Origin of the sequence: Streptomyces sp. GQFP, assembly GCF_021545335.1 — a bacterium.
Classification (GTDB): domain Bacteria; phylum Actinomycetota; class Actinomycetes; order Streptomycetales; family Streptomycetaceae; genus Streptomyces.
Genome location: NZ_CP089312.1, coordinates 3,371,716 through 3,397,702, shown reverse-complemented (window position 1 = coordinate 3,397,702; position 25,987 = coordinate 3,371,716). Strand labels below are relative to the sequence as shown.

At 69.4% G+C, this 25,987-nt stretch carries 28 protein-coding genes; 15 read left to right on the top strand and 13 right to left on the bottom strand.

What is annotated here, in order from left to right:
- The first annotated feature begins 108 nt into the window (after nt 1-108).
- Nucleotides 109-1,233 (top strand): adenylate/guanylate cyclase domain-containing protein, encoded by a 1,125-nt coding sequence (locus tag LUX31_RS14850; RefSeq protein ID WP_235475269.1) that lies wholly within the window; start codon nt 109-111, stop codon nt 1,231-1,233.
- Between the two features lie 35 nt (nt 1,234-1,268).
- Here LUX31_RS14850 and LUX31_RS14845 read toward each other — a convergent pair whose 3' ends face one another.
- Nucleotides 1,269-2,024 (bottom strand): hypothetical protein, encoded by a 756-nt coding sequence (locus LUX31_RS14845; RefSeq protein WP_235475268.1) that lies wholly within the window; start codon nt 2,022-2,024, stop codon nt 1,269-1,271.
- 195 nt (nt 2,025-2,219) lie between these two features.
- Here LUX31_RS14845 and LUX31_RS14840 point away from each other — a divergent pair, with 195 nt between their 5' ends.
- The 3 genes from LUX31_RS14840 (at nt 2,220) to hutH (ending at nt 6,353) form a co-directional block, all read left to right on the top strand.
- Complete coding sequence (locus LUX31_RS14840) at nt 2,220-3,050, top strand: enoyl-CoA hydratase-related protein (RefSeq protein ID WP_235475267.1); 831 nt, start codon at nt 2,220-2,222, stop codon at nt 3,048-3,050.
- Nucleotides 3,051-3,448: 398 nt separating this feature from the next.
- On the top strand, nt 3,449-4,609 hold the full coding sequence (locus LUX31_RS14835) for a GGDEF domain-containing protein (RefSeq protein ID WP_235475266.1): 1,161 nt from the start codon (nt 3,449-3,451) through the stop codon (nt 4,607-4,609).
- Between the two features lie 205 nt (nt 4,610-4,814).
- Nucleotides 4,815-6,353: a histidine ammonia-lyase gene (gene hutH / locus LUX31_RS14830; protein ID WP_235479920.1), complete on the top strand. Its 1,539-nt coding sequence runs from the start codon at nt 4,815-4,817 to the stop codon at nt 6,351-6,353.
- A 74-nt stretch (nt 6,354-6,427) separates the two neighbouring features.
- On the opposite strand, the gene LUX31_RS14825 is transcribed toward hutH, so the two are convergent.
- Both LUX31_RS14825 and LUX31_RS14820 read right to left on the bottom strand, forming a co-directional pair.
- On the bottom strand, nt 6,428-7,222 hold the full coding sequence (locus LUX31_RS14825; protein WP_235475265.1) for a hypothetical protein: 795 nt from the start codon (nt 7,220-7,222) through the stop codon (nt 6,428-6,430).
- A 52-nt stretch (nt 7,223-7,274) separates the two neighbouring features.
- Entirely contained in the window at nt 7,275-7,670 is a 396-nt protein-coding gene (locus tag LUX31_RS14820) for an LPXTG cell wall anchor domain-containing protein (RefSeq protein WP_235475264.1), read from the bottom strand.
- A 110-nt stretch (nt 7,671-7,780) separates the two neighbouring features.
- Between LUX31_RS14820 and LUX31_RS14815 the strand changes: the two genes are divergently transcribed.
- From LUX31_RS14815 to LUX31_RS14795, 5 genes are all read left to right on the top strand, one after another.
- Nucleotides 7,781-8,134 (top strand): hypothetical protein, encoded by a 354-nt coding sequence (locus LUX31_RS14815; protein ID WP_235475263.1) that lies wholly within the window; start codon nt 7,781-7,783, stop codon nt 8,132-8,134.
- A 273-nt stretch (nt 8,135-8,407) separates the two neighbouring features.
- Nucleotides 8,408-9,679, top strand: a complete 1,272-nt coding sequence (locus LUX31_RS14810) for a L,D-transpeptidase (protein ID WP_235475262.1) — start codon at nt 8,408-8,410, stop codon at nt 9,677-9,679.
- Between the two features lie 135 nt (nt 9,680-9,814).
- Complete coding sequence (locus LUX31_RS14805; protein ID WP_235475261.1) at nt 9,815-11,323, top strand: ABC transporter permease; 1,509 nt, start codon at nt 9,815-9,817, stop codon at nt 11,321-11,323.
- Between the two features lie 113 nt (nt 11,324-11,436).
- Complete coding sequence (locus LUX31_RS14800) at nt 11,437-12,120, top strand: ABC transporter ATP-binding protein (RefSeq protein WP_235475260.1); 684 nt, start codon at nt 11,437-11,439, stop codon at nt 12,118-12,120.
- Nucleotides 12,121-12,410: 290 nt separating this feature from the next.
- Nucleotides 12,411-15,671 carry a S8 family peptidase gene (locus LUX31_RS14795; protein ID WP_235475259.1) on the top strand — a complete coding sequence of 1,087 codons (3,261 nt, stop codon included), beginning with the start codon at nt 12,411-12,413 and terminating at the stop codon, nt 15,669-15,671.
- Here LUX31_RS14795 and LUX31_RS14790 read toward each other — a convergent pair.
- The gene (locus LUX31_RS14790; RefSeq protein WP_235475258.1) at nt 15,610-16,107 is read right to left on the bottom strand and encodes an ATP-binding protein; all 498 of its coding nucleotides are present in this window, start codon (nt 16,105-16,107) and stop codon (nt 15,610-15,612) included. The two genes, LUX31_RS14795 and LUX31_RS14790, sit on opposite strands and share 62 nt — an antisense overlap.
- Nucleotides 16,104-16,310 (bottom strand): hypothetical protein, encoded by a 207-nt coding sequence (locus tag LUX31_RS14785; protein ID WP_235475257.1) that lies wholly within the window; start codon nt 16,308-16,310, stop codon nt 16,104-16,106. The genes LUX31_RS14790 and LUX31_RS14785 overlap by 4 nt, the downstream gene beginning before the upstream one ends.
- A 143-nt stretch (nt 16,311-16,453) precedes the next feature.
- On the opposite strand from LUX31_RS14785, the gene LUX31_RS14780 reads away from it, so the two are divergent.
- Both LUX31_RS14780 and LUX31_RS14775 read left to right on the top strand, forming a co-directional pair.
- Nucleotides 16,454-17,287 carry a helix-turn-helix domain-containing protein gene (locus tag LUX31_RS14780; protein ID WP_235475256.1) on the top strand — a complete coding sequence of 278 codons (834 nt, stop codon included), beginning with the start codon at nt 16,454-16,456 and terminating at the stop codon, nt 17,285-17,287.
- Entirely contained in the window at nt 17,259-17,474 is a 216-nt protein-coding gene (locus tag LUX31_RS14775) for a DUF397 domain-containing protein (protein ID WP_235475255.1), read from the top strand. Before LUX31_RS14780 ends, LUX31_RS14775 begins: the two co-directional genes overlap by 29 nt.
- Here LUX31_RS14775 and LUX31_RS14770 read toward each other — a convergent pair.
- Genes LUX31_RS14770 through LUX31_RS14760 form a run of 3 tightly spaced genes read right to left on the bottom strand, consistent with a single transcriptional unit; the run spans nt 17,465 to nt 18,328 of the window.
- The gene (locus tag LUX31_RS14770) at nt 17,465-17,716 is read right to left on the bottom strand and encodes a hypothetical protein (protein ID WP_235475254.1); all 252 of its coding nucleotides are present in this window, start codon (nt 17,714-17,716) and stop codon (nt 17,465-17,467) included. The genes LUX31_RS14775 and LUX31_RS14770 overlap by 10 nt on opposite strands.
- Entirely contained in the window at nt 17,674-18,072 is a 399-nt protein-coding gene (locus tag LUX31_RS14765; protein WP_235475253.1) for a hypothetical protein, read from the bottom strand. The genes LUX31_RS14770 and LUX31_RS14765 overlap by 43 nt, the downstream gene beginning before the upstream one ends.
- A gap of 49 nt (nt 18,073-18,121) precedes the next feature.
- Complete coding sequence (locus LUX31_RS14760; RefSeq protein WP_235475252.1) at nt 18,122-18,328, bottom strand: hypothetical protein; 207 nt, start codon at nt 18,326-18,328, stop codon at nt 18,122-18,124.
- 102 nt (nt 18,329-18,430) lie between these two features.
- Here LUX31_RS14760 and LUX31_RS14755 point away from each other — a divergent pair, with 102 nt between their 5' ends.
- Both LUX31_RS14755 and LUX31_RS14750 read left to right on the top strand, forming a co-directional pair.
- Nucleotides 18,431-18,772 carry a helix-turn-helix transcriptional regulator gene (locus LUX31_RS14755; protein ID WP_235475251.1) on the top strand — a complete coding sequence of 114 codons (342 nt, stop codon included), beginning with the start codon at nt 18,431-18,433 and terminating at the stop codon, nt 18,770-18,772.
- A 17-nt stretch (nt 18,773-18,789) separates the two neighbouring features.
- Nucleotides 18,790-19,293 carry a hypothetical protein gene (locus tag LUX31_RS14750; RefSeq protein WP_235475250.1) on the top strand — a complete coding sequence of 168 codons (504 nt, stop codon included), beginning with the start codon at nt 18,790-18,792 and terminating at the stop codon, nt 19,291-19,293.
- A gap of 29 nt (nt 19,294-19,322) precedes the next feature.
- Here the strand turns inward: LUX31_RS14750 and LUX31_RS14745 are convergent, their stop codons facing one another.
- Entirely contained in the window at nt 19,323-20,252 is a 930-nt protein-coding gene (locus tag LUX31_RS14745) for a helix-turn-helix domain-containing protein (protein ID WP_235475249.1), read from the bottom strand.
- Between the two features lie 170 nt (nt 20,253-20,422).
- On the opposite strand from LUX31_RS14745, the gene LUX31_RS14740 reads away from it, so the two are divergent.
- A complete protein-coding gene (locus tag LUX31_RS14740) occupies nt 20,423-21,463 on the top strand; it encodes an NAD(P)-dependent alcohol dehydrogenase (RefSeq protein WP_235475248.1) in 1,041 nt (346 codons plus the stop codon).
- 91 nt (nt 21,464-21,554) lie between these two features.
- On the opposite strand, the gene LUX31_RS14735 is transcribed toward LUX31_RS14740, so the two are convergent.
- Genes LUX31_RS14735 through LUX31_RS14725 form a run of 3 tightly spaced genes read right to left on the bottom strand, consistent with a single transcriptional unit; the run spans nt 21,555 to nt 24,678 of the window.
- Nucleotides 21,555-22,631: a FecCD family ABC transporter permease gene (locus LUX31_RS14735; RefSeq protein WP_235475247.1), complete on the bottom strand. Its 1,077-nt coding sequence runs from the start codon at nt 22,629-22,631 to the stop codon at nt 21,555-21,557.
- Complete coding sequence (locus LUX31_RS14730) at nt 22,628-23,614, bottom strand: FecCD family ABC transporter permease (RefSeq protein WP_235475246.1); 987 nt, start codon at nt 23,612-23,614, stop codon at nt 22,628-22,630. Before LUX31_RS14730 ends, LUX31_RS14735 begins: the two co-directional genes overlap by 4 nt.
- A gap of 8 nt (nt 23,615-23,622) precedes the next feature.
- A complete protein-coding gene (locus tag LUX31_RS14725; protein ID WP_235475245.1) occupies nt 23,623-24,678 on the bottom strand; it encodes an ABC transporter substrate-binding protein in 1,056 nt (351 codons plus the stop codon).
- A gap of 142 nt (nt 24,679-24,820) precedes the next feature.
- Here LUX31_RS14725 and LUX31_RS14720 point away from each other — a divergent pair, with 142 nt between their 5' ends.
- On the top strand, nt 24,821-25,219 hold the full coding sequence (locus LUX31_RS14720; RefSeq protein WP_235475244.1) for a VOC family protein: 399 nt from the start codon (nt 24,821-24,823) through the stop codon (nt 25,217-25,219).
- A gap of 12 nt (nt 25,220-25,231) precedes the next feature.
- On the opposite strand, the gene LUX31_RS14715 is transcribed toward LUX31_RS14720, so the two are convergent.
- A complete protein-coding gene (locus tag LUX31_RS14715; protein WP_235475243.1) occupies nt 25,232-25,915 on the bottom strand; it encodes a maltokinase N-terminal cap-like domain-containing protein in 684 nt (227 codons plus the stop codon).
- Between the last annotated feature and the right edge of the window lie 72 nt (nt 25,916-25,987).

Here is a 25,987-nt window from a genome sequence, read left to right as displayed (position 1 = left end):
GGGTCACACCAACACCGGGTGCGTTGTCGCTGCTGGACCTAGCGGAGCGAGGCCGTATCGTTGATGGCGGTCGATATCTGACCGTGACAGATCGGAAGGGCAGCAGGCGTGACCGTCGACGACACGGGCTCCGGCACGGCGGGCGGCCGGGTGGACGGGCAGGACGCCGACCCCGGTGAGGACCCGCTCGCCCTGCGTCTCGAACAGCTCATCCTCGGGGCCGAGCGGCGCTACACCCCCTTTCAGGCCGCCCGCAGCGCCGGTGTCTCCATGGAGCTGGCCTCCCGTTTCTGGCGGGCCATGGGCTTCGCCGACATCGGGCAGGCCAAGGCGCTGACCGAGGCGGACGTCCTCGCGCTGCGCCGGCTCGCCGGTCTCGTCGAGGCGGGGCTGCTGAGCGAGGCGATGGCCGTGCAGGTGGCGCGTTCCACGGGGCAGACCACCGCCCGGCTGGCGGAATGGCAGATCGACTCCTTCCTGGAGGGGCTGACCGAGCCGCCCGAGCCCGGAATGACCCGCACAGAGGTCACGTATCCGCTGATCGAACTGCTCCTGCCCGAGCTGGAGGAGTTCATCGTGTACGTCTGGCGGCGCCAGCTCGCCGCCGCGACCGGACGGGTCGTACAGGCCGCCGACGACGAGGAGATGGTGGACCGGCGGCTCGCGGTCTGCTTCGCCGACCTTGTCGGGTTCACGCGGCTGACCCGCCGTATGGAGGAGGAGGAACTCGGCGAACTCGTCGAGGCCTTCGAGACCACGGCCGCCGACCTGGTCGCCGCGAACGGCGGGCGGCTCGTCAAGACGCTCGGCGACGAGGTGCTGTACGCGGCGGACGACGCCGGTGTCGCCGCCGAGATCGCCCTGCGGCTGATCGAGACGATGGCGCACGACGAGACGATGCCCGAGCTGCGGGTCGGGATGGCCTTCGGCACGGTGACCACCCGTATGGGTGATGTGTTCGGGTCGACGGTGAACCTGGCCTCCCGGTTGACGTCGATAGCGCCACGGGACGCCGTGCTCGTCGACGGGGCGTTCGCGGAGGAGCTGATCCGTACCGGGGACGCGCCCGCCTCCGAGGCGGAGGCGGCCGAGGCCGCTGCCGCCGCGGAGAAGGAGGGCGAGGAGCCGCCGGTGTACCGCTTCGCGCTCCAGCCGATGTGGCAGCGGCCGGTGCGCGGGCTGGGCGTGGTCGAGCCCTGGCTGCTGACCCGGCGGGCCGGCCCGGTCGCGTAGGACCGCCCGCTCGTCCACCTCCCTGCTGCTCCCGCTCAGTGGCGGTGGTTCAGCGCGTCCACGCACAGGCCGATCAGGGGTACGCAGACTCCGCCGGGCGCGGGGGGCTGCGGGGCCGGTGCGGGGGGCTGGGGCGCCGGGGCCTCCTGCTGTGGGGGTTCGGGCGCGAGGGGTGCTGGGGCCGGTGCCGTGGCCGGCGGCTGTTCAGGGGTGGCGGTCGGTGCCGGTGTGTCGGGCCGCTGCGGGATCGTGGTGGCGTCGGAGGCGGTTCCGGGTGTCGGGGGGTACGGGCCCAGGGGCTGGGGCCGCAGAGGGCCGGTCCCGCTCGGGAGAGCCGTCGGGAGTGCGGTCGGGGGCGGGGTCGGTGCGGGGGTCGCGCCGCCCATGGGGGCGCTTGCCGACGGGGTCGGCGTGGGGGTCGTCCCGACGGTGGCCGCCGTGTTGTCGGTGCGGTCGGCGGAGGCGTCCCCGTACGCGGCACCGCCCGTTTCCGTGCCCGTGTTCGTGTCCAGGTCGGACTGCGCCTGGGTGTTGCCGACGCCGCCCACTCCGCCGTCGGGCGCCAGCCGTACGAGGCTCAGGACGCCGGCGGCCAGAGCGAAGCCGCCCGCCGCGAGCAGGACCTTGCGGGGGCGGGGCTTGCGGTGCCGGCCCCGGGGGCGGGTGACGAGAGGGACGGGCGGTGGCTCCGGGGGAGGCGTCCAGGTACGGGCGGGGCCCGTGAACTGGCGTGGGACCTGGGTGTGCCTCGGTGTGCCTGTCTCGACCGGCCTGGTCGCCGTGTCCGTCATCGCGATCCCTCCCCGTTGCGCTCGCGCCCCCGATGCGCCGAGGCGGTGCGCACGTTATGCGCTCCCCGGGGCGGGATTTCGGGAGATCGGTGCGATGTCACCCGAACGGGGAGAGGGATCCGTTCTTCCCCCGGGTGGGCAGGGCTGCGATGATCGGGGCGGTCGTAGTTAACCCGCGTTAACCGGGAGGGTGTCATGGCTGAGGAACGGTCCGAGGAACGGTCCGAGGAGCGGTCCGAGGAGCGGTTCGGGGAGTTCGTCGTGGTGCGGCGGCATGCGTACGTCGCCGAGCTGGTCCTCGACCGGCCGAAGGCCATGAACGCGGTCTCCTCCGCCATGGCCCGGTCCATCGCCGGCGCGTGTGCCGCGCTGGCCGCCGACCGTGCCGTACGCGCGGTGGTGCTGACCTCCACCCATGAGCGGGCGTTCTGCGTCGGGGCCGACCTCAAGGAGCGGAACTCGATGACCGACGCCGAACTGGTCCGGCAGCGGCCGGTGGCGCGGGGTGCGTACACCGGTGTACTGGAGCTGCCGATGCCGGTGATCGCGGCGGTGCACGGGTTCGCGCTGGGGGGCGGGTTCGAGCTGGCGCTGTCCTGCGATCTGATCGTGGCGGACGGTACGGCGGTGGTGGGGCTGCCCGAGGTGTCCGTGGGCGTGATTCCCGGGGGCGGCGGTACGCAGCTGCTGCCCCGGCGGGTGGGGGCCGCGAGGGCCGCCGAGCTGATCTTCACGGCGCGGCGCGTGGAGGCGGCAGAGGCGCGGGAGCTGGGCCTGGTGGACGTACTGGTGGAGGAGGGGCAGGACCGGGCGGAGGCGCTGGCACTGGCGTCCCGGATCGCGGCGAACTCCCCTGTGGGGGTACGAGCGGCCAAGCGGGCCTTGCGAGTGGGCTTCGGGCTGGACCTGCGGGCCGGGCTAGAGGTGGAGGACGCCGCATGGCGTGCCGTTGCCTTCTCGGGCGACCGGGCGGAGGGGGTGGCGGCGTTCACGGAGAAACGGACGCCCGCCTGGCCGGGCGAGTAGCCATTGCGCCTCCGGCGCGCGGGGCTTCACGGCGTCTGGGCCTTGCGGTGCCCCCGGGCTTTGAGGCGCGCCGGGCTTTGCGGCGCTGTGCGCCGGATCTGCGGGCCGGATCCCCGGGCCGGGTCTCCGTGATGGGTCTCCGTGATGGGTCTGCGGGCTGGGTCTCTGGACCGGGTCTGCGGGCGGGATTCCCGGGCCTGGTCTCCGTGCCGGATCTCCCTGCCGGGCTCTCCGCACCTTCGGTGCGGTGTTTTGCGCCTGGGTCGTCCTGCCCGGGCGGGTGAGGCGGGGGTGCTGGGGGAATTCGTCCGGTGGCCCTCGGACCCGGTGACTCGCGCCCACCCCCTGTTCGCCCTTCCAATGTCTCAATTCCTCCCAAACCTTCCTAACCTGGATCAATGGGTGAGGAAAGCCGGCTCCGCGCCGTCGTGACGCTCGCGCAGGGTATGGCCGCCGCGCACAGCCCCCGCGACTCCTGGCGTGCCGCCGCGTTCGGGGCCTGTCGTGCGCTGACCGGGAACTTCGCCGCGCTGTCGGTCTGGGAGCGGGAGCTGGGGCGGCTGCGGGTCCTCGCGAACGTGGGGGAGCTGGCCGTCGACGAGGAGGAGTTTCCGGAGGGGGAGGCGTACCCCGTGCACCAGTTCCCGGAGATCACCGAGTTCCTGCATGAGCGATGGGCGGGCGGGGGTGAGCCCAACGCCTGGGTCGAGACCGCCGAGGGGCCTGCCGACGGGGCCTTCGAGGGGCGGGCGGGGTACTGCCATCAGCGGGTCGCCGCCCTGCGCCGCCGGGGGCGTGGCTGCTGCGTCGTCGCCCCCGTCGTGCTGCACGGGCGGGCCTGGGGCGAGCTGTACGTCGCCCGGCCCGCCGGTGCGCCCGTCTTCGACCGTGCCGACGCCGACTTCGCCACCGTCCTGGCGTCCGTCGTCGCCGCCGGGATCGCCCAGACCGAGCGGCTGGAGGAGGCCCGGCGGCTGGCCTTCACCGATGCGCTGACCGGGCTCGCGAACCGGCGGGCCGTGGACGCGCATCTCGACGAGGCGATCGAGCGGCATCGGCGGGACGGGGCGGTGGTCAGTCTCGTCGTCTGCGATCTGAACGGGCTCAAGCGGGTCAACGACACCCTGGGGCATTCCGTCGGTGACCGGTTTCTCGAACGGTTCGGGTCCGTGCTGTCGCTGTGCGGGGCGATGTTGCCGGGGGCGTTGGCCGGGCGGCTGGGTGGTGACGAGTTCTGTCTGCTGGTGGTCGGTGCGCCTGCCGATGATGTCGTGCGGGCGGCGGATGAACTCTGTCGTCGGGCTGCTGGGTTGGAGTTGGGGGAGGGGGTTGCTTGTGGGGTGGCCTCGACGGCTGATGCGATCGGGGCGGTGCGGACGGCTCGGCGGTTGTTTCGGCTTGCGGATGCGGCGCAGTACCGGGCGAAGGCGCTTCGCGCGGATCGGCCGGTCGTCGCGGGGCGCGAGGGTCCTGACGATCCGGTGGTACGGCTCGCTGACGCGAGGCCGTCCCTGGAGGGGGCTGTCGAGCGGCGGCGGTTCCGTGGGCGCCGGCCGTGAGGTGGGGGGTTTGTTTCGCCCCCGCCGCCCCTACCCGTCCCATCCCGTTCCTGGGGGCTGCGCCCCCAGACCCCCCCTTCGCGCTGAACGCGCTCGTCCTCAAACGCCGGACGGGCTGACTACCCAGCCCGTCCGTTGTAAGGGGTGTACCGGCCACCCGGTAGTGACATCTGGGAATTCACTGCGTACGCTCCTGAATATGGATATGCACACTGTGGTGGTGGGGACGTCCGGGGTGACCGCGGACGACGTGCTCGCCGTGGCGCGCGGTGGCGCCCGGATCGAGCTGTCCGGTGAGGCCCTCGCCGCCCTCGCGAAGGCCCGCGGCGTCGTCGACGCGCTGGCCGCCAAGCCCGAGCCCGTGTACGGCGTCAGCACCGGGTTCGGTGCCCTCGCGACCCGGCACATCAGCCCCGAACTGCGCGCCCAGCTCCAGCGCAACATCGTCCGCTCGCACGCCGCCGGCATGGGCCCGCGCGTCGAGCGCGAGGTCGTACGGGCCCTGATGTTCCTCCGGTTGAAGACCGTCTGCTCGGGCCACACCGGCGTACGCCCCGAGGTCGCCCAGACCATGGCCGACCTGCTCAACGCCGGCATCACCCCCGTCGTCCACGAGTACGGCTCCCTCGGCTGTTCCGGTGACCTCGCGCCGCTCTCCCACTGCGCCCTCACCCTCATGGGCGAGGGGGACGCCGAGGGGATCGATGGCGTGGTGCGGCCTGCCGCGCAACTCCTCGCCGAGCACGGCATCGTCCCCGTCGAGCTCCGCGAAAAAGAAGGCCTCGCCCTTCTCAACGGCACCGACGGCATGCTCGGCATGCTGATCATGGCCCTCGCCGACCTCGACACCCTCTACAAGTCCGCCGACGTCACCGCCGCGCTCTCGCTGGAGGCGCTGCTCGGGACCGACAAGGTCCTCGCGCCCGAGTTGCACGCCATCCGGCCGCATCCGGGGCAGGGAGCCAGCGCGGCCAACATGCTTGCCGTGCTCAAGGGTTCGGAGCTGACCGGGCATCACCAGGACGGCGCGCCGCGCGTTCAGGACGCCTACTCCGTGCGCTGCGCCCCGCAGGTCGCCGGCGCCGGGCGGGACACCATGGCCCACGCGCGGCTCGTCGCCGAGCGGGAGCTGGCCTCGTCCGTCGACAACCCGATGGTTCTGCCCGACGGGCGGGTCGAGTCCAACGGGAACTTCCACGGGGCCCCCGTGGCCTACGTCCTCGACTTCCTCGCCATCGCCGTCGCCGACCTCGGGTCCATCGCCGAGCGCCGCACCGACCGGCTCCTCGACAAGAACCGCTCGCACGGGCTGCCGCCGTTCCTCGCCGACGACCCCGGTGTGGACAGCGGGCTGATGATCGCCCAGTACACCCAGGCCGCCCTGGTCAGTGAGTTGAAGCGGCTCGCCGTGCCTGCCTCGGCGGATTCCATTCCCTCCTCCGCCATGCAGGAAGACCACGTCTCCATGGGCTGGTCGGCGGCGCGCAAGCTCCGTACGGCCGTCGACAACCTCGCCCGGATCATCGCCGTCGAGCTGTACGCGGCCACGCGCGCCATCGAGCTGCGCGAAGGGCTGACACCCGCGCCCGCGTCCCGGGCCGTCATCGACGCCGTACGGGCCGCCGGTGTCGAGGGTCCCGGTCCCGACCGGTTCCTGTCGCCCGACCTCGCCGCGGCCGACGCCTTCGTGCGGGGCGGGCACCTGGTCACCGCGGTGGAGCCGGTGACCGGCCCGCTGCAGTAGGCCCAATAAGCCGGGGCCCTGTCCGACTCGATCCTCGTGTCGGACAGGGCCCCGGAAACAGGGGGATCTCCCGGTTACTTCAGCTTCGCCGTCTGTGCCGTCACCAGCGCCGCCGGGACGTCGTACGTCTTGCCCGTCATCATCGCGCCGAGGTTCAGCGTGTAGTAGCCCGCGACGAGGTTGCCGCTGCGTACGACCTCGCCGTGCAGCGCGCCCGTCTCGCCGGTCTCCTCGTCGACCACGCCGGTCACGGAGAACGCCACCGCCTCGTCACCGGCGTCGGCCGCCTTCTCGGCGGCGACCTCGGTCAGCTTCTGCGGTTCCTTGTCGTCGGTCACCGTGAAACCGCTGGCGCACGCCGTGAGCGCGTCCGAGACGGACTTCATCGTCTTCTCCGCCGCGTCGCCCTCGTACGAGGACAGCGACACGAGGGTGACGTCGACGTCCATCAGGGACTCGCCCGTGAGCTCGGCCAGGTCCTCCTCGGACGTGGGAGTGGCCGACGGCTTCGCGCCGACGACCGAGCGGTTCGTCGTGGCCGCCTCGTCGCCCGGGGCCTGGCCCGACAGGACGTCGGCGAGCGGACGGCACTTCTCGTCGGACAGCTTGAGGCCGGCCGCGGAGACCTTGGCGGACGCACCCGCCGCCTCGACCGTGGAGCCGGGCACATCGGCCGTGGCGACGATCAGCTTCTCCAGCTCGGCCTTCGTGGCCGCCTTCGCGGCGGCCACCTCCGAACCCGTTGAACTCTTGTCCTTCGACCCGGCCGAATCCGCCGAGTCCTCGCTGCCGCACCCCGTGATGAGGACGAGCGACAGTGCGCCCACGGTCGCCGTGGCGCACAGGCGCGCCCTCGATGATCTCTTCATGCGCGGACTATGAACTGATGTTCAATTAAACGTCAAGTTCGTCAAAAGATTGTCAGAATCCCAGGCGTTCGCGTCGCAGCGAATACACCACGAAGCCCGCGCCGAGGCCGAGGCAGAGCGTGCCGCCCACGACGTACGGGGTGGTGTTGAAGCTGCCGGTGTCGGCGAGGCGGGTGCCGTCGCCGGTGCCCGAGTCCGAGGTCGTCGTGGCCGCCGTACCGCTGCTCGTACTCGTACTCGTACTCGTGCTCGTGTTGGTGCTTGTTGTGGAGACCTGGCGCGTGAAGTCGGACATCGTGGACAGGGACGTATCCGCTCTCTGCTGCTGTTCCACCGACTTCTCCACCGGCTTGTCTCCCGTCGCGTTGGCGGACGGGACGAACCAGAGGGCACCCAGGAGGGTCCCCGCTGCGGTGGCGGTCAGCAACGACCGACGTGCGGATGACACGGAATATCGATCCCCTTGTGGCTCTGGCGAATTGGCCGTGGACCCGATGCTAATGACAGGCGCGGGTCGTGGGAAAGTTGCGGGAGCTGTGAGCCGTACGCTCTCCGACCATGAGTACTTCAGAGACATCACGTTTTGTACGGCTTCGGGTGGAACTGGTCGTCGAGGTCGACGACCCGGCCACCCTCACGAAGGCCGCGTTGCGGCGGATCGCCGAGGACACCGAGATGCCCGCCGACGAGCGGGTGCACGCCGAGGACGCTGTGACGGAAGACACCGCGGAGGCGCTCGCGTACCTCGTGGACCCGTTCGACCTGGTCGGCGAGGTGCCGGGGATCGAACTGGCGCAGGCATCCTGGAGCAGCGAGGAGATCGACTACGACCCGGATTCGCCGGACTGGGATCTCGACGAGGATGATGAGGTGGACGGCGACGAGATGGTCGGGGAGCGGGTCGGCGGCTGAGGGTCTTGGAAAAATCGTGACCCCGGGCGGCAACCGCGGCCCGGGGTTTCTTCGTCTGAGGGGGAGCAGTGACCGGCAGCGGCACCACGCGACCCGGTGGAGTGCGGGACGGGCGGAACGCCCCCTGTGACCCAGGCGACGTGGTGTGCCCCACACATCGAGCGAATGTGGAACGGGACGAACCGGTCGTAGCGTTGAAGTGGGTTACGGGGACTTGCATGTTCGGTTCGGTATGGGGACTCGTGGTCCCGACGGTTCGGGGATTCGGCAACGATGGAGAAGCGTGTGATGACGGACAGTAGGCGGCGCAAGGGTCTGATGGCCGCGTCCGCCCTGCTCGGTGGCGTGCTGGTGCTCTCTGCGTGCAGCGGGGGCGACAGCGACAGTGCCTCCAAGGGCGACAGCGGCACCGACACCTCGCAGGCCAAGGCCGACGAGGCGGCGGCGGCGAAGACCTCCGAGGCCCAGATCAAGATCACACCCGGGGACGGCTCGAACAACGCCTCCATCAACAACGCGGCCCAGGTGGCGGTGACCAAGGGCACCTTGACGTCCGTGGAGATGACGACGGCGGACGGTACCGCGGTCGCCGGTGAGATATCCGCCGACAAGACCAGCTGGAAGCCGAGCGCCCAGCTGGAGCGCGCCACCACCTACAAGGTGACGGCGGAGGCCACGGACACCGAGGGCCGTACGGCCCACGAGAACGCCTCCTTCACCACGGTCTCCGCCGGGAACAGCTTCGTCGGCTACTTCACCCCCGAGGACGGCTCGACCGTCGGTGTGGGCATGCCCGTGTCGATCAACTTCGACAAGGCGATCACCGACAAGGCGGCCGTGCAGAAGGGCGTCACGGTCTCCTCGACCAGCGGGCAGGAGGTCGTCTGCCACTGGTTCAACGACACCCGCATGGACTGCCGGCCCGACGACTACTGGCAGGAGAACTCCACCGTCACGCTGAAGCTGGCGCTCGACGGCGTGGAGGGCGCGAGCGGTGTCTACGGCGTGCAGCAGAAGACGGTCACCTTCAAGATCGGCCGCAACCAGGTCTCCATCGTCGACGCCAAGACGAAGACGATGAAGGTCATGCACAACGGCACGGTCATCAAGACCATCCCGATCTCCGCCGGTTCGCCCGAGAACAAGACGTACGAGGGCAAGATGGTGATGTCGGAGAAGTTCAAGGAGACGCGCATGAACGGCGCGACCGTGGGCTTCACCGACGACGACGGCAAGGGCGAGTACGACATCAAGGACGTGCCGCACGCCATCCGCCTGACCACCTCCGGCACCTTCGTGCACGGCAACTACTGGAGTTCCAGCAGTACTTTCGGCAGCGCCAACGTCAGCCACGGCTGTGTCGGCCTGGACGACACCAAGGGCGCCAACGACAAGAGTTCGGCGGGCTACTGGTTCTACACCAACTCGATCATCGGTGACGTCGTCGACGTCCGGAACACCGGTGACAAGACCGTCGACCCGGCCAACGGGCTCAACGGCTGGAACCTGAGCTGGGCGGACTGGAAGGCCGGTTCGGCCGTCTGACTCTCAAGCAGTTCACAGCTTTCCGGTGCCGCCCCCAGGGGCGGCACCGGTGTTTCTGGGGTTCACCACAGCCTTCTCATGCATCTCTTATCCGGGGCTTATCCCGCCATCACACGGTGTACCTAGCTTGCGGCCATGTTCTTCACCTACCTGAGGCGCGAACTGCGCCGCCGCAGAAAAGCGGCACTCGTCGTCGCCTCCGGGCTCGCACTGGGCATCGCACTTGTCATCGTGGTCACGTCCGTGTCCTCGGGCATGTCGAAGGCGCAGGACAAGGTCCTGGAGTCGCTGTACGGCCTCGGTACCGACATGACCGTCACCAAGGCCGCCGCGGCCCAGACCGGCACCGGTGACGCCCAGCGCCCGCGCTTCGAGTTCGACGCCCAGGACAACGACTCGGACGCCGAGCAGAGCAGCGACCGGGTGATGGTCCAGGGCTTCCAGACCCTGGCCGCCTCCACGGTCACCAAGGTCGGTACGCAGAAGGGTGTTTCGGACGCCGTCGGCGGACTGAGCCTCCAAGTCATCAAGGTGAGCGGCCAGTTCAGGCAGGGCCAGTTCCAGCAGGACGAGAGCGCCAGTGGCGGCACCGGCGACCAGCAGGGCGGCGGCCCCGGTGCGGGCGGCAACGGCGGCTCAACGGGCGCTCCCCAGGGGCGCGTTGAGGGCGGCGGCGCCGAGTTCGACGTCAACAACTACTCGGTGTACGGCACCGACGTCACCAAGCCGGAACTCGGCCCGCTGACCTCCTCGAAGATCACCAGCGGCCGTACCTTCACGACCTCCGAGACCGACGCCAAGGTCGTGGTCGTCGACGCCTCCTACGCCAAGGAGAAGAAGCTCAAGGTCGGCAGCACGGTCACCATCAAGAGCGTCAAGTACAAGGCCATCGGCATCGCGACGCCCGAGAGCGGCGACGCGGCGGCCAACCTCTACATCCCGCTGAAGCAGGCCCAGACCCTCAGCGACTCCAAGGACAAGGTCACCACGATCTACGTCCAGGCGACCGACTCCCAGCAGATCAGCGCGGTCAAGTCGACCATCCAGAAGAACATCTCGGGTACGACCGTCACGACCTCCGCCGATCTCGCCGACACCGTCTCCGGCTCCCTCTCCACCGCCTCCGACCTGGCCTCCAGCGTCGGCAAGTGGCTGTCGATCGCGGTGCTCATCGCCGCCTTCCTGGTCGCGGGTCTGCTCACCTCCTCGGCCGTGTCCCGCCGCGTGCGCGAGTTCGGCACGCTGAAGGCGCTCGGCTGGAAGTCGGGCCGGGTCACCCGGCAGGTCGTCGGCGAGGCCATCGTCAACGGCCTGGTGGGCGGCGCCCTCGGTATCGCCCTCGGCCTCGCCGGCGCGTACATCGTCACCGCGATCAGCCCCGAACTCCAGGCGGAGCTGGGCAGTTCGGGCGGCAACGGCGGCGGTCCCGGCGGTGGCGGTGGCGGCTTCCCCGGCGGCGGAGGCGGCCCCGGCCGCCAGGCGGCCTCCCAGGCCCTGACGGTCGCCCTCACGGCCCCGGTCGCCCTCTCCACCATCGCCCTGGCGGTAGGCCTCGCAGTGGCCGGCGGCCTGATCGCAGGAGCCTTCGGCGGCTGGCGAGCATCGAGGCTCCGCCCGGCGGACGCGCTGCGCCGAGTCGAATAGCGAGGGGTTCGCCTGGGGCTTTTAGGGGCGCGGGGAACTGCGCGAGAAGCCCCACCGGCCGGCAGCCGACAACAACGACGCACCACCCCCGAACCCACCCAGGAGCCACCACCATGTACGAACTAAAGGGTGTAACCAAGACCTACACCCGAGGCAAGAAAACAGTGGACGCCCTCGCCGGCATCGACCTCACCATCGCCGACGGCGACCGCCTCGTCATCCAGGGCCCCACAGGCGGCGGCAAGTCCACCCTCCTCCAAATGCTCGGCGGACTCGACCGCCCCACAGGCGGCAGCATCGACCTCGACGGCACAGATCTCGCCAAACTGTCCGAGAGCCGCCTCACAAAAGTCCGCAGCGAGAACATCGGTTTCGTCTTCCAGAGCTTCAATCTCATTCCGACCCTGTCGGCCCAGGAAAACGTCGAGACCGCTCTCGTACCACTCGGCGTGAAGACCAAGGAGCGCCGCGAACGAGCCGCCGAGGCACTGAAGTCGGTCGGCCTCGGTGAGCGCCTCGGGCACCTCCCGGGCGAGATGTCCGGCGGCCAGCAGCAGCGTGTCGCCATCGCCCGTGCCCTGGTCAAGCAGCCGAAGGTGCTCCTCGCCGACGAGCCCACCGGGAACCTCGACGAGTCGATGCGGGACGAGATCATGGACGTACTCGAAACCATGTGGAAGGAGCTGGGGCTCACCTTCATCATGGTTACGCACGATTCGGCGATCGCGAAGAAGGCCCCGCGGCTGGCCACCATCCGTAAGGGGAAGATCACCGTGAAGGAGAACGCGGGCGCGTAGGAAAGTGACCACCGGCGCGTAAATGGAGAAAACCGGCGCGCAAGGTTTCGTAACTGCCTCGTAACAGCCCACTCTTGAGAGCTCAGTCTATTGAGCGGCTGATCACCCCTCGGCATAATTCACGGTCGGGGGGTGTACGCCTCTGCGTACGGGACCGCCCCCAGCCGGAAGAACGGGGAATTTTTCCGGCACCTCAGCCACGGGCTCCAGGGGGAGACTTGCGCAAACAAGTGAAAAGAGCATGTGCGGCAACCGTAGCCACGGCAGCCGCAGTTGCCCTCGCGGCGGGCATGACCGGCCCGGCGTCCGCGAAGGGCGAGGTGAAGGTCGAGCAGCAGCGTGTGACCGACGCCGCCCAGAAGCTCAAGCCCGCGCACCGCATCACCCTCATCACCGGTGACCGGGTCGCCGTCGACGCCAAGGGCCGTGTCATCGGCCTGGAGCGGGCGGCGGGGCGCGAGAAGATACCCGTACAGATCCGCAAGATCGACGGGCACACCCTCGTCATCCCGGCCGACGCGGCCCGGCTGGTCTCCAGCGGCAAGCTGGACCAACGGCTGTTCGACGTCACGGAGTTGAACAAGGCGGCGACCCGCAAGTCCCAGCAGAAGGGACTGAAGGTCATCGTCGGCTACACGGGGGCCGCGGCGGCCACCAAGGCCGATGTCCGCGACGCGGGCACCCTGCGCCAGACACTGAAGTCCCTGAACGCGGACGCCGTACAGACACCGCAGAAGGACACTCCCGAACTCTGGGACGCGGTGACCAACGGCGACAGGACCGCCGCCGGGATCGCACACGTCTGGCTCGACGGCACCCGCAAGGCCAGCCTCGACAAGTCCGTGCCGCAGATCGGCGCGCCGAAGGCGTGGGCGGCCGGGTACGACGGCAAGGGCGTCAAGATCGCCGTCCTGGACACCGGTGTCGACGCCACCCACCCGGACCTCAAGAGCCAGGTGATCGCGGCCAAGAACTTCACCCCGGCCGCCACCACCGACGACAAGGTCGGCCACGGTACGCACGTCGCGTCCATCGCGGCGGGCACCGGGGCCAAGTCCGGCGGCAAGTACAAGGGTGTCGCACCCGGCGCCAAGATCATCAGCGGCAAGGTTCTCGACGACAACGGCTTCGGCGACGACTCGGGCATCCTCGCCGGCATGGAGTGGGCGGCCGAGCAGGGCGCCCAGGTCGTCAACCTCAGCCTCGGCGGCCAGGACACCCCCGAGGTGGACCCGCTGGAGGCGCTGGTCAACAAGCTGTCCGAGGAGAAGGGCATCCTCTTCGCGATCGCGGCGGGCAACTCCGGTCCGGAGACGGTCGGTTCGCCGGGCAGCGCCGACAAGGCGCTCACCGTCGGCGCGGTCGACGACAAGGATGTGCTGGCTCCCTTCTCCAGCACCGGCCCGCGCATCGGCGACGGCGCCATCAAGCCGGACGTGACCGCGCCCGGCGTGGACATCACGGCGGCCTCCGCCAAGGGCAGCGCCATCGAGCAGGAGGTCGGCGAGAACCCGGCCGGCTACCTCTCCATCTCGGGTACGTCGATGGCGACTCCGCATGTGGCGGGCGCGGCGGCGATCCTCAAGCAGGAGCACCCGGACTGGACGTACGCCGAGATCAAGGGCGCGCTCACCGGCTCCGCTAAGGGCGGCAAGTACACGCCGTTCCAGCAGGGTTCGGGCCGGATCCAGGTCGACAAGGCCATCAAGCAGACCGTGATCGCCGACCCCGCGTCGGTGAGCTTCGGTACGCAGGCGTGGCCGCACACCGACGACACCCCGGTCACCAAGCAGCTGACGTACCGCAACCTCGGCACGACCGACGTCACGCTGAAGCTGGCGGCGACCGCGACCGACCCGAAGGGCCAGGCCGCTCCGGCCGGCTTCTTCAAGCTGGCCGCGACGACGGTGACGGTCCCGGCGGGCAAGAGCGCCTCCGTCGGCTACACCGTCAACACCAAGCTGGGCGGCACCCTCGACGGCGCGTACTCCTCGTACGTGACGGCGACGGCCGGCACACAGAGCGTCCGTACGGGCGCGGCGGTCAACCGTGAGGTCGAGTCGTACGACCTGACGGTCAAGCACATCGACAAGGCCGGGCAGCCGACGGGCGAGTACAACACGATCGTCGCCGGTTACACCGGCCTGGCCGCCGACCGCGGTTACCAGGTCCCGACCTCCACCACCGGCACCACGACCATGCGTCTGCCCAAGGGCACGTACCTCCTGGACGCGTGGATCGCGAAGGACTTCACCAAGCCCGACCTGGGCGGCGAGGGCCTCGACTGGGTGGTCCAGCCGAAGCTGGCGGTCACCAAGAACACCTCGGTGACGATCGACGCCCGCACCACCAAGGCGGCGGACATCACGGTGCCGGACGCCGACGCCAAGCCGCTGGGCGCGATGATCAGCTACATGTACGACGAGGCGGGCATCGGCATCGGAGTCGGCCTCGACTCCTTCGCCAACCTGCGGATGGCCCACCTCGGCGCGGAGACCCCCGGCCTCTCGCAGACCTGGTTCGGCCAGTTCAGCAAGGGTGCGGGCGCCGAGTACGACGCGATCACGACCGCCAAGGTCAAGAAGATCCAGGGCGACAAGGTCCGGCACTTCAAGGCGAGCGAGTTCGCCACGGTGTCGAACAAGCTCGGTGCCGGATCGCCGGGCAAGACCGGCGCGCTCGGTGCGATCGCGTTCCTGCCCGAGGACGTCGCCTTCGGCGGCCTCGTCGAGCAGGCGCTGCCGGCCACGCGTACGCAGTACGTGTCGACGGGCGAGAAGGTCCAGTGGCTGTTCGACTTCACCCAGTTCAAGGGGAAGGACGCACAGGGCTTCTCGATCCCCGAGGCCTACTACACGCTCGGTTCCGCGCAGACCCTGAAGGGCGGCGGCAAGTACTACCGCACCTTCAACACGGCGGTCTTCGGTCCCCGACTCCTCCCCGACTACGGCCTCTTCCGTGACGGCAACTACATCTACGGCCTGATCCCGCTGTTCTCCGACGGCGCGGGCCACCCCGGCTCGTCCGACTTCACGTCGGTCGCCACGACGCTCTACCGCAACGGCAAGAAGGTCGCCACGACCGACGACCCGCTGTTCGCCGAGAAGCCGTTCACGGTTCCGGCGGGCGACGCGGAGTACAAGCTGACGACGTCGGTGAAGCGCAGCGTCAAGGTGGCGCAGGCGTCCACGCGGATCGACGCGAGCTGGACGTTCCGGTCGAAGAAGCCGGGGGAGGACGGGGCGCAGCTCCCGGCGTCCTCGGTGCGCTTCAACGCGCCGGTCGGCCTGGACAACAAGGTCGCGGCCGGTACGAAGGTCACGTTCCCGGTCGTCGTCGAGGGCTCGGCGCGCGGCGGCAACCTGAAGTCGCTGTCGGTGTACGCGTCTTACGACTACGGCAAGACGTGGAAGAAGCTGACGGTGAAGGGCGGGAAGGTGAGTGTCGTGAACCCGAAGAAGGGGGAGGCGATCTCCTTCCACGCGAAGATCACCGACAAGAAGGGGAACAAGTCGACGATCTCGATCTATAACGCGTATTACGGCAAGTAAGGGTCGTAAGGGTCAAGTAACCCTCGCCGTACGTCGTAGGCAGCCGGCCTGGCTGGGACTCCGTGTCCTGGCCAGGCCGTTGTCGTGTGCCGCCCAACTCGCACCAGACCGTTTTGCGGTCCGCTCCCTGCTCCACGCCCCACCGGTGGGTGAGGGCGTCGAGGAGCGCTATACCCCGGCCCGACTCGTCCGTGGCGGTGGCACGCAGGAGGACGGGGAGTACGCGGGGATCTGGATCGGTGACTTCGACGCGGGTACGGCCGCAGGGGGTGCCGGTGACCCGGACGGTGACGGGGGTGCCCTCGCCCAGGTGGTCGATGACGTTGGTGACCAACTCGCTGACGCACAGCCGTACGTCGTGGGTGTGGTCGCGGAGCCGGTGGCGCAGTTCGGGGACGGCCTTCGGGGTGGCGAGGAGGGTGAGTACGAAGCTCACCGCTCGGCCGACTTCCGGAGGGCGGCGGCGAGTTCGCGGGCCGTGGCGGTGTTGCAGTTCCCGAGCGCGACGAGGCCCGGACGGTAGGGGGAGGCGAACGTCGGCAGGTCCACCGCGAGCGAGGGCAGCGTGATGTCGTGCAGGGCGAGGGCGGCGTGGAGTTCTTCCACGCAGAGGATCGTGTCGTTGGGGGTGGTGGTCATGGGCGATACATCTCCTGTGCGCTCTGTGACGATTCGCTCACAGACTGGCGTTCCGCTGGCTACCGTGGAAGTGGGTTCGCGTTCGCGATCCGGACAGCGGAGGAGGGTGATCGGTGGCCCGGGGCAAGGACATTGACGGCTCGATGAGCGTTCCGACGTTCTACGGCAAGGAGTTGAGGTGGCAGAGGGAGGCGGCGGGGCTGTCGCTGGAGGCGTTCCTTGAGGGCATCTTCTTCGGCAAGACGTACCTCAGTGACATCGAGCGCGGGGAGCGGCGGATGCCGATCGAACTGGCTCGGCACGCGGATCGGGTGCTCAAGACGGACGGGTTCTTCGAGCGGCATTGTGAGGATGTGCGGAAGGCGCGGAGGGGCGCGCATGCCGCGTACTTCGAGAAGGTGCTGGAGGCGGAGAAGTACGCGGAGTGCATTGAGGAGTGGTGCGCCGCCGTCTTCCCTGGGCTGCTCCAAACCGCCCCGTACGCACGGGCGTTGGTCCGGTCGGCCCACCCGGCGGCCCTGGACGAGTGGGTCGAGGCGAAGGTGGCGGCCCGGCTCGCCCGCGCCCGTCTCTTCGAGGACGACCACTCGACCCCGGAGTACTGGGCGGTTCTGCACGAGTCGCTGCTCACCGACCCGATCCTTCCGCCGCCGGAGATGGCCGAACAGCTGGACCGGATCGTGGAGTTGGCCGAACGGCGCCGGATCACTCCGCAGATCGTTCCGCGGACATGCGGCCCGTTTCCTCTGATGGCTGCCTCCATCAAGGTCATGACCTTCCCGGACGCGCCGCCACTGATCTACATCGAGTCGTCGTACAGCGGTGACACCATCGACGATCCGGCCCTCGTGAAGCAGTACCGCAAGGCATACGATCGGCTCAGGGCCGTGGCGCTGTCCCCGGACACGTCCCTGGCGATGATCAAGGCGGCGGCAGAGGATTACCGAAATGGCAAGCAACCGGACCGACTTGAGTGACGCGCTCTGGTTCAAGAGCAGCTACAGCAACGGTGACGGCGGCGACTGCGTCGAGGTTGCCGACAACATCCCTGGTCTCGTCCCCGTGCGTGACTCCAAGGTCTCCGGCGGTCCTGCGCTACTGCTCACCGCCGGTGCGTGGGTGCCGTTCGTCGTGGGGCTCAAGCGCGACGGGGCTCAGGGGTAGGTCACCTGCATGATGTAGAGGCGTTCGTGGCGGGGAACGACTAGGTAGTTGAAGAAGCCGCCGGGTACGTGGGCGAACGCACCTTTCGGGCCCTCCCCCTGATAGCCGGTGCCGCCCAGATAGAACGCGGCTGCCGCACGGACCAGTTCGTTCGCCATCTTCTCCACCTCGGCGATGAATGCCGGGGGGGCATCGCCGATCACATGCCGCCCGTCCGGGTCGTACTCCCACTGCCAGCCCATGCGGACACCGCACGGGCGGCTTCGGCCTCGATCGCAGCCAGTGCATTCATGTTCCGCCGGAATGCCGGGTCGCCCTTGTCGTTCGTGCCGTGGACGGCGGTGAGAGCTGCCTGGTGGCGGGTGTGCAGGTCGGGGCGACGCTCGATCTCGACCTGCACGTGCCAGTGGGTGAGCCATGCCTGGAGGTGGCCGATTCTGCCGTCCTGGATCGCGGTGGAGAGGGCTTGCTCCTTGTGCCGCTCCATGTCGTCCAGCCTGTGTGGGGCAATCCGGGCGAGGGCGGTGCGGACGGCTTCGGGGGTTCGTTCGGGGCGGGGAATCAGGTCCTGCATGCCATGGTCGGGCTGAGTGGTCACGCGCATCCTCCGAGTCGCTCTCCGGGGTCCAACGGTACCGGTGACACGTCTAGGGCAGCAGGGGCCAGTTCCAGTGGTAGGCGCCCCAGCTCGCGCATACCGCGATCAGCCACAGCAGCAGCCCGAGTGAGGTCCGCAGGTGCAGATACCGCCCGGCCTTGACGATCAGTCCTGAGCGGTCCAGCCGGAAATCCCAGGTGAGCGGCTCGTCGTCCGGCCTGTCGGCGCCGGTTCCGTTCGTGTCCTTCGTGGTCACTGTCGTCGTCCTCTCTCGCGTTCCGCCGTGGACGCTACTGTGCCAGTTAGGTCTATGTCTACCTAGGTGGAGAATGTGAGGCTACCTAGGTAGACTTCGAGCATGAGTGGACTCCGAATGACCCTGCAGACGCAGTTGGTCCTCAAGGAACTGCTCCAGAACCCGACCCAGGCTCAGTACGGCCTGACGATCGGGCAGGCGGTGGGGCTGCAGAGCGGAACGATTCACCCCATCCTGGCCCGGCTTGAGCGTGCGGGAATACTGGAGAGTTTCTGGGAGGACCCCAAAGAGCACGAGGCCGCCGACCCTCCGAGGCCGCGCCGCCGGTACTACCGGTTCACTCCGGACGGGGCGGAGCAAGCGCGGCTGGCTCTTGCGGCTGCGTACGAACGACAGCCCAAGAGTGCCGACCGGATTGCGGCCCGGCCAGCGACCGACTCCTGAACGGATGCCGACAGCGCATGGAAGTCTTCTTCGTATTGTCCGCTGTGATCATGAGCGGGCTCGTACTGCTGGTCGGGCTTTGGGCAGTCTGGGAGAGCAGAAGGGGAGCGCGCATCGTCAGGGAGATTCGCCGACTGGAGCGGGAGCTCGACCACGGATTTTTTGATGGCCCGCTCGTCGCGGCCGAGGACGAAGAGCGGCAAGCGCGGATCGACTACCTGGAGGCACGCCTTGTGGCGGGGGAGGCTCGCCTGTCCTTCGAATTCCTGGGCCTACGTTTTTCTTGGCGCGCCTCCCCGCGACGGACAAGCGAGAAACTGATCAACCGCAAGTGCTCCCTGATCTCCCTGATTCTCCCCGCACCGCAGCGGGCGCGTTATGCGGAGGAGTGGAAGGACGAGTGGTTGGCGATGAGGCGGGGCGACATCCCGAAGCAGCGTTTCCACGCGCTCAGGCTGGTCCGTGGAGCCGTCGTCCAGTCGTACGAGGAGCGGACCGAGGTGCGGAAGCAGGTCGACTGACATGTCCGGCCGGCTTCAGGTGCAGCCCCTCACGCAGGTGGCGCCTGAAACCCGCTGCCCGCCCTCGTCGCGTCCCGCCCCCAGCTCGCCAGCAACCGCAACGCCTCCGCCGAAGGTGAGGCCGGTTCTGCGTGGTAGACGATCAGCATCTGGTCGCTGTCGTCCGGGAGGCTGAGCGACTCGAAGTTCAGGGTGAGTTCGCCTACCAGGGGGTGGCGGAAGCGCTTCACGCCGTGGCTCTTCTCCTTGACGTCGTGGGTGGCCCACAGGCGTCGGAACTCCTCGCTCTTCACGGACAGTTCGCCCACCAGAGCGGCCAGCTTCGGGTCCTCCGGATAGCAGCCCGCGTCCATCCGCAGATGGCAGACGATGTCGATCGCCTTCTGCTCCCAGTCCAGGAACAGGTCGTGGTAGTCGGGGCGAAGGAACGTCAGCCGGGCCCAGTTCCGTTCCTGCGGAGGCAGCTCGGCCCAGTCGCCGAAGAGGGACGCGGCCATCGCGTTCCACGCCAGGATGTCCGTACGCCGCCCGGCAACGTACGCCGGGACGCCGTCCATCGTGTCGAGCAGCTGCCGCAGCGTCCCGCGTACGACCTGCGCCCGCACCGACGGCTTCTTCTTGTGCTGCTTCGGCTTCGCGAGGTGGGTGAGGTGGGCGTGCTCCGCGCCCGTCAGCCGCAGGGCGCGGGCGATGGCGTCCAGGACCTCCGCGGAGACGTTCCGCCCGTTCCCCTGTTCGAGCCGCGTGTAGTACGCGACGGACACCCCGGCCAGCTGGGCCAGCTCCTCGCGGCGCAGCCCGGGCACCCTGCGGTGCCTCCCGAAGTCCGGCAGCCCGACATCCTCCGGCTTGAGCCGGGCCCGTCGGGTGCGCAGGAACTCGCTCAGCTCGGCACGCCGGTCCAGGGCTCCACCGGTGTTTCCGGCGGTGGGGCCCGCGGCGTGCTCTTGTTCGTCCATACGGTCCAGTATTCCCGGTCGTACGAACACGAGCCTGACCCCGCCAGTGGTAGGACCGGCCGACGTACGCAGAAGCGTGGGCTGGGTGAAAGGCGGAACGTTCGGCAGACTGATCGTCGTGCCCGGTCAGAAGGCGGCCGGGGACGGAATCCCCCTAGGAGACCCCCGGCATGACCACTGTCGCTGCATACGCCGCCCCCTCCGCCAAGGCTCCGCTGGAGCGGACCACGATCGAGCGTCGTGAGGTCGGCGAGTTCGACGTCCTGATCGACATCAAGTTCGCCGGTATCTGCCACTCCGACATCCACCAGGCCCGCGAGGGCTGGGGCGAGGCCATCTTCCCGATGGTCCCCGGCCACGAGATCGCCGGTGTCGTCGAGGCGGTCGGTTCCGGTGTCACCAAGTTCACGGTCGGCGACCACGTGGGCGTGGGCTGTCTCGTCGACTCGTGCCGCGAGTGCGAGAACTGCGCGGCCGGCCTGGAGCAGTACTGCCTCAAGGGCGGTGTCGGCACGTACAACGCCCTCGACAAGAACGGTGAGCCGACCTACGGCGGCTACTCCGAGAAGATCGTCGTCGACGAGAACTACACCGTCCGCATCCCCGACGGCCTCTCCCTCGACGTGGCCGCGCCGCTGCTCTGCGCCGGCATCACCACGTACTCCCCGCTGAAGCACTGGAACGCCGGTCCCGGCAAGAAGGTCGCGATCCTCGGCATGGGTGGCCTCGGCCACATGGGCGTCAAGATCGCGAGCGCGCTCGGTGCGGAGGTGACCGTCCTCTCGCAGTCGCTGCGCAAGAAGGAGGACGGGCTGAAGCTGGGTGCGTCGTCCTACTACGCGACCAGTGACGAGGCCACGTTCAAGGAGCTGCGCGGGACGTTCGACATCATCCTGTCGACGGTGTCCGCTCCGCTGAACCTGGACGCGTACCTGTCTCTCCTCAAGACGGACGGCGCGTTCGTGAACGTGGGTGCGCCTGAGGAGCCTGTCGCGCTGAACCTGTTCTCGGTGATCGGCGGTCGTAAGACCCTTGCGGGGTCTGGCATCGGAGGGATTCAGGAGACCCAGGAGATGCTGGACTTCTGTGCGGAGCACGGGTTGGGGTCGGAGATCGAACTGATCAGTGCGGAGCAGATCAATGAGGCGTATGAGCGGGTGCTGGCGAGTGATGTTCGGTACCGGTTTGTGATCGACACCGCGACGATCTAGTTCCGTCGGGGGGTGCGTAGTCGGCTGCGGGTGCTTCGTGGCTTGTCGCGCCCACGCGGCGGAGCCGCATATCGAATACAGCCCCGCGCCCCTAGGGGACGACGGGGCTGCGCCCCTGTCCCCTAGGGGCTGCCAGGAGCCATAGCAGGTATGGGCCGCCCACCAGTGCTGTTAGTGCCCCTACTGGGATTTCCAGTGGGGGCATTAGCGTGCGGGCCGTCAGGTCGGCCCCGACCAGTACCACTGCCCCCGTCAACGCTGAGCCCAGTAGCGGCAGTTGAGGTGTGCGGGTGAGGCGTTTCGCCAGTTGGGGTGCGGTGAGTGCGATGAAGCCGATCGGGCCGGCGGCGCCGGTCGCCACGGCGGCCAGGACGACCCCTAGGACGGTCAGGCCTAGCTGCGTTCGCTGTATCCGTACGCCTAGCGCGGCGGCTGTGTCGGTGTCGAGCCCTAGGGGGCGCAGCGCTCTGCTGGCCCATATCAGGCCGGGGAGAGACAGCAGCAGTACGACGGTCAGCGGGCCTGCCTGTTCCCAGCCGCGTCCGTTCAGGCTGCCCGTGAGCCACAGTTTGACCTGCTCGGCGGCCTCCAGCTCGCTGTCGGTGAGGTAGAGCTGGACCACCGCCGAGAGTGCCACGCCGATTCCGACCCCCGTGAGCACGAACCGGCTCGCCTGCATTCCGCGCCGCCAGGCGAGTACGTACACCAGCGCGGCAGCCGCGAGCCCGCCCGCGACGGACACGGCGGGCATGGCCCCGGGCGAGGCTACGGCCCCGGTGGCGAGCGCCAGTACGGTCGCGGCGGCGGCCCCGTGACCGACGCCGATGACGTCCGGGCTGGCCAGCGGATTGCGCGTCACGCTCTGCACGAGCGCCCCCGCGAGCCCGAGGGCGGCCCCGACGAGCGCCCCGAGCACGATCCGGGGCACCCGCAGCTCATTGACGACGAGGTCGTCGGGGCCGCTGCCGCTTCGGACCGTCGCCCACACCTCACCGGGTGAGATGTACGTCTGCCCGACACAGGCGGAGACCGTCATCACCAGGGCGAGCAGCACGAGAAGGGCGACCGCGACGAGGGCCGACCGTCGGTGCAGGAGGAGGGAGAAGCGGGGCCCGGGTCGCAGTACGGCGACCCCGCGAGGGAGGGAGCCCGGAGTGCTGGTGGTCACGTACTCGCCACCTTCCGCCGTACGAGCACCACCAGCACCGGCACGCCGACCAGTGCGGTCATGACACCGGCCGGGACCTCGGCGGGTGCCCGTACGACCCGCCCGGCCACATCGGCGGCCAGCAGCAGCGCCGCGCCGAGGAGGGCGGAGAGGGGGAGGATGCGGCGATGGCTGCCGGGGAGGATGCGCCTGGCCAGGTGGGGTACGGCCAGGCCGATGAAGGCGATCGGGCCGGCGGCGGCGACCGCGGCGGCCGTCAGCAGGGTCGCGCCGAGTGCCGCGGCACCCCGTACGACATGTACCCGGTGCCCGAGTGCGCGGGCCGTGTCGTCGCCGAGCGCGAGGGCGTCGAGGCCGGGGGCGCAGGCGAGTACGAGCAGGGCTCCGGCGACGAGGAACGGCAGCATCCGCGCGACCGTGTCCGCGTCCCGTCCGCTGAGCGCGCCCACCTGCCAGAAGCGGAACTGGTCGAGCGTGGCCGAGCTGGAGGTGAGGACGACGGTGGTGGCGCCGCCGGTCATCGCGGCCAGCGCGGTGCCGGCGAGGGCGAGCTTCACGGGGGAGGCGCCGCCCCGGCCGCGCGAGGCGATGGCGTACACCAGGCAGGCGGCGACTACGGCACCGGCGAAGGCGTACCAGACGTATCCGCCGAAGCCGTTCGCGAGGCCGAGCGCGATGGCGAACACGACACCGGCCGCCGCGCCCTGGCTGAGCCCGAGGATGCCCGGGTCGGCGAGCGGGTTGCGGGTGACGGCCTGGAGCGCGGCCCCGGCGAGCCCGAGGGCGGCCCCGGCGGTGAGCCCGATCTCGGTCCGGGGCACCCGGAGCGAACGTACGACCAGCGCGTCCGGCGTGCTCCCGCCGTGCAGCAGCGCGTCGAGGACGGTACCCGGCGGCACGGGCCGGGTACCGACGGCGAGGCTGAGGAGGGAGACGGCGGCCACCACGAGGACGGCCGCCGGCCAGGCGAGGCGCGCGCCCATACGGGGGCTCACTTGCCGATGTGCTCGGCGAGCTGCCGTACGACGAGACGGGCGGCGGTCGGGCCGGCGTTGAGGTACCAGGGGTCGTCGTCGACCTTGACGGCGTGACCGGCGGTGACGGCCTTCATGGACTTCCAGAGCGGCCCGGCGACGACGCTCGCGGCATCGGTCTTGCCCGCGTCCCCCTGGATGGAGTAGAAGATCCAGTCGGCGTCGGCGGTGTCGATGCTCTCGGCCCCGATGTCCTCCGAAATCGCCCTGAACTGCTGGGACTTGGGCCGCCCGAGCCCCATGTCGACGGCGATGGACCCGGTGAAGGAGGAGACGCCGAACATCCGGGTGCGGTCGGGGGTGAAGCGGACCATGGAGACGGTGGTGGAGCCGAGGGGCGTGCCTTGCTTGGCCGCATCGGCGGCGATGTCGTCGACCATCTCCTGAGCGGCCTCGCCCTTACCAACCGCCTCCCCGACGAGCAGGAGATCGCGCTTCCAGTTGATGCCGTTGCCGGCGGTGACGACGGTCGGGGCGATCTTGGAGAGCTTGGGGTAGAGGTCGCCGAGGGAGTCGTTGGCGAGGATGAGATCGGGCTTGGCGGCGGCGAGGGTTTCGAGGTTCGGCGCCTGCCGGGTGCCCGCGTCGGTCATGGCGGCGAGCTCCGCCTTGTCCTGCGGGAAGGCGTCGGCGAGGTAGTCGGGGACGAGCCCGGCGTTGTCGGCGCGGGTGGTGGCGGCCGGGACGAGCCCGAGGGAGAGGAGATCGTCGAGCTGACCGGTGCTGAGTACGGCGATCCGGGTGGGGGCGGTCTTGAGGGTGGTCGTGCCCTTGAAATGGGTGACGGTACGGGGGAAGGTGCCGTCCGTGCCGACGTCGGAGCCCATTCCGTCTGCGAGCGCGGAGGGGGCGGCCGAGGGCCCTTCGGAGGCGCCCTCGGAGGCACCCATGACAGGGTTGCGGGCTTCCGCGCCGGCCGCCTTGGCATCGTTGTCGGAGGCCGACGAGCAACTGGTCAGCAGCCCTCCGGCGAGGATCGCCGCCACGACGGCCTGCCACTTCAACGTACGCACTTGTCACTCCACAACCGGTCAATTTCTAAGGCAAGCCTTACCTTATCTTGCCTGCTGGGCGGGGCGGACGCGGGGTCGTAGCGTGGAAGAAGGCATGAGAAAGAGCGAGAAGGCGCGAGAAGGAGACAAAGGGGGTCCACGGATGACAGTCCAGCTGAACCACACCATCGTTGCCGCGCACGACAAGAAGACCTCGGCGCGATTCCTGGCCGACATCCTCGGCCTGGAGGTGAGCCCGCAGTTCGGCCCGTTCGCCCCGGTCGCGATACCCAACAGCGTGACCCTGGACTACATGGACACGGAGGGCACGATCACGCCCCAGCACTACGCGTTCCTGGTCTCGGAGGACGACTTCGACACGATCTTCACCCGCATCAGGGATACGGGCCTCATGTACTGGGCGGACCCGTTCCATCACCGCCCGCAGGAGATCAACAGGAACGACGGCGGCAGGGGGACGTACTTCGAGGACCCGAACGGGCACAGCTTGGAGATCCTTACTCGGCCGTACGGGAGCGGGAGTGAGGGTGCTGGGGGCTGAGCGGCTCGCGTGTCAGGGCTGCTCGTGCGCGGTGTCGCCGACGAGTAGGACGAACTGGGCGCGACCCTCCCCGCCGTCGGGCAGGCGCCAGCCGGCGGTGATGTGCCCCTGAGCCTCCGTTGCGCCGGACGCCGGGTCCTGCTGCTCCGGCGAGAGGACGCGCGTCACTTCGAGTGTCAGGGTGCGCGCAGCGGTTTCCACGGCTACGGCGGTGCCGTGCTGCCCATCGGTGACGGCGAGGGAAGTGACCTCGGCGTCGACCTCGGCTCCCGTGAAGTGACGGGTGACAGAGGTGTCGAGGGTGTCGGACACGCTCTGGGCCTGCGCTTCGGTGCTGCCCTGGAGGAGGGAGAGCAACTGGGCGACGAGGACCGGGTCTTGGGTCCCGTCGTATACGCAGCGCTTGCCCAGCACGCCGTGCTCGGACGTGCCCACGAGTGCCTCCTCGGCTCCGTCGAGCGGGGCGCCGCGGTAGCTGAGGGGTACGTGGTAGGAGAGCGGTGTCCTGCCTGAGGCGTCCGTGACCACCATGAACTCGATGCCCACCTCCCCCTCCGGATCGTCGAGCCGGAACCCGCCGACCTTGGCCAGCTCGGGCGTACGCCCCGTGCCGACGTACCAGGGCCGCGTGGGCAGCCAGGTGGTGAGCAGTTCCAGCTTGCCGGGGGACATGGTCGTGTGGTGGATGACAGCCATGCCTCGTGAACTTCCGCCGTCAGCCGATGATTCCCCTGCTGCGCTGTTGGTTGTTTGGAGGTGGGTCGTTCC

Coding starts and splice junctions, on each gene's coding strand:
- LUX31_RS14845 (WP_235475268.1), bottom strand. CDS start 2,024: ATGACGGACACGGCGACCAGGCCGGTCGAGACAGGCACACCGAGGCAC.
- LUX31_RS14840 (WP_235475267.1), top strand. CDS start 2,220: ATGGCTGAGGAACGGTCCGAGGAACGGTCCGAGGAGCGGTCCGAGGAG.
- LUX31_RS14835 (WP_235475266.1), top strand. CDS start 3,449: ATGGGTGAGGAAAGCCGGCTCCGCGCCGTCGTGACGCTCGCGCAGGGT.
- hutH (WP_235479920.1), top strand. CDS start 4,815: ATGCACACTGTGGTGGTGGGGACGTCCGGGGTGACCGCGGACGACGTG.
- LUX31_RS14825 (WP_235475265.1), bottom strand. CDS start 7,222: ATGAAGAGATCATCGAGGGCGCGCCTGTGCGCCACGGCGACCGTGGGC.
- LUX31_RS14815 (WP_235475263.1), top strand. CDS start 7,781: ATGAGTACTTCAGAGACATCACGTTTTGTACGGCTTCGGGTGGAACTG.
- LUX31_RS14810 (WP_235475262.1), top strand. CDS start 8,408: ATGGAGAAGCGTGTGATGACGGACAGTAGGCGGCGCAAGGGTCTGATG.
- LUX31_RS14805 (WP_235475261.1), top strand. CDS start 9,815: ATGTTCTTCACCTACCTGAGGCGCGAACTGCGCCGCCGCAGAAAAGCG.
- LUX31_RS14800 (WP_235475260.1), top strand. CDS start 11,437: ATGTACGAACTAAAGGGTGTAACCAAGACCTACACCCGAGGCAAGAAA.
- LUX31_RS14795 (WP_235475259.1), top strand. CDS start 12,411: ATGACCGGCCCGGCGTCCGCGAAGGGCGAGGTGAAGGTCGAGCAGCAG.
- LUX31_RS14785 (WP_235475257.1), bottom strand. CDS start 16,310: ATGACCACCACCCCCAACGACACGATCCTCTGCGTGGAAGAACTCCAC.
- LUX31_RS14780 (WP_235475256.1), top strand. CDS start 16,454: ATGAGCGTTCCGACGTTCTACGGCAAGGAGTTGAGGTGGCAGAGGGAG.
- LUX31_RS14775 (WP_235475255.1), top strand. CDS start 17,259: ATGGCAAGCAACCGGACCGACTTGAGTGACGCGCTCTGGTTCAAGAGC.
- LUX31_RS14770 (WP_235475254.1), bottom strand. CDS start 17,716: ATGGGCTGGCAGTGGGAGTACGACCCGGACGGGCGGCATGTGATCGGC.
- LUX31_RS14755 (WP_235475251.1), top strand. CDS start 18,431: ATGAGTGGACTCCGAATGACCCTGCAGACGCAGTTGGTCCTCAAGGAA.
- LUX31_RS14750 (WP_235475250.1), top strand. CDS start 18,790: ATGGAAGTCTTCTTCGTATTGTCCGCTGTGATCATGAGCGGGCTCGTA.
- LUX31_RS14745 (WP_235475249.1), bottom strand. CDS start 20,252: ATGGACGAACAAGAGCACGCCGCGGGCCCCACCGCCGGAAACACCGGT.
- LUX31_RS14740 (WP_235475248.1), top strand. CDS start 20,423: ATGACCACTGTCGCTGCATACGCCGCCCCCTCCGCCAAGGCTCCGCTG.
- LUX31_RS14730 (WP_235475246.1), bottom strand. CDS start 23,614: ATGGGCGCGCGCCTCGCCTGGCCGGCGGCCGTCCTCGTGGTGGCCGCC.
- LUX31_RS14720 (WP_235475244.1), top strand. CDS start 24,821: ATGACAGTCCAGCTGAACCACACCATCGTTGCCGCGCACGACAAGAAG.
- LUX31_RS14715 (WP_235475243.1), bottom strand. CDS start 25,915: ATGGCTGTCATCCACCACACGACCATGTCCCCCGGCAAGCTGGAACTG.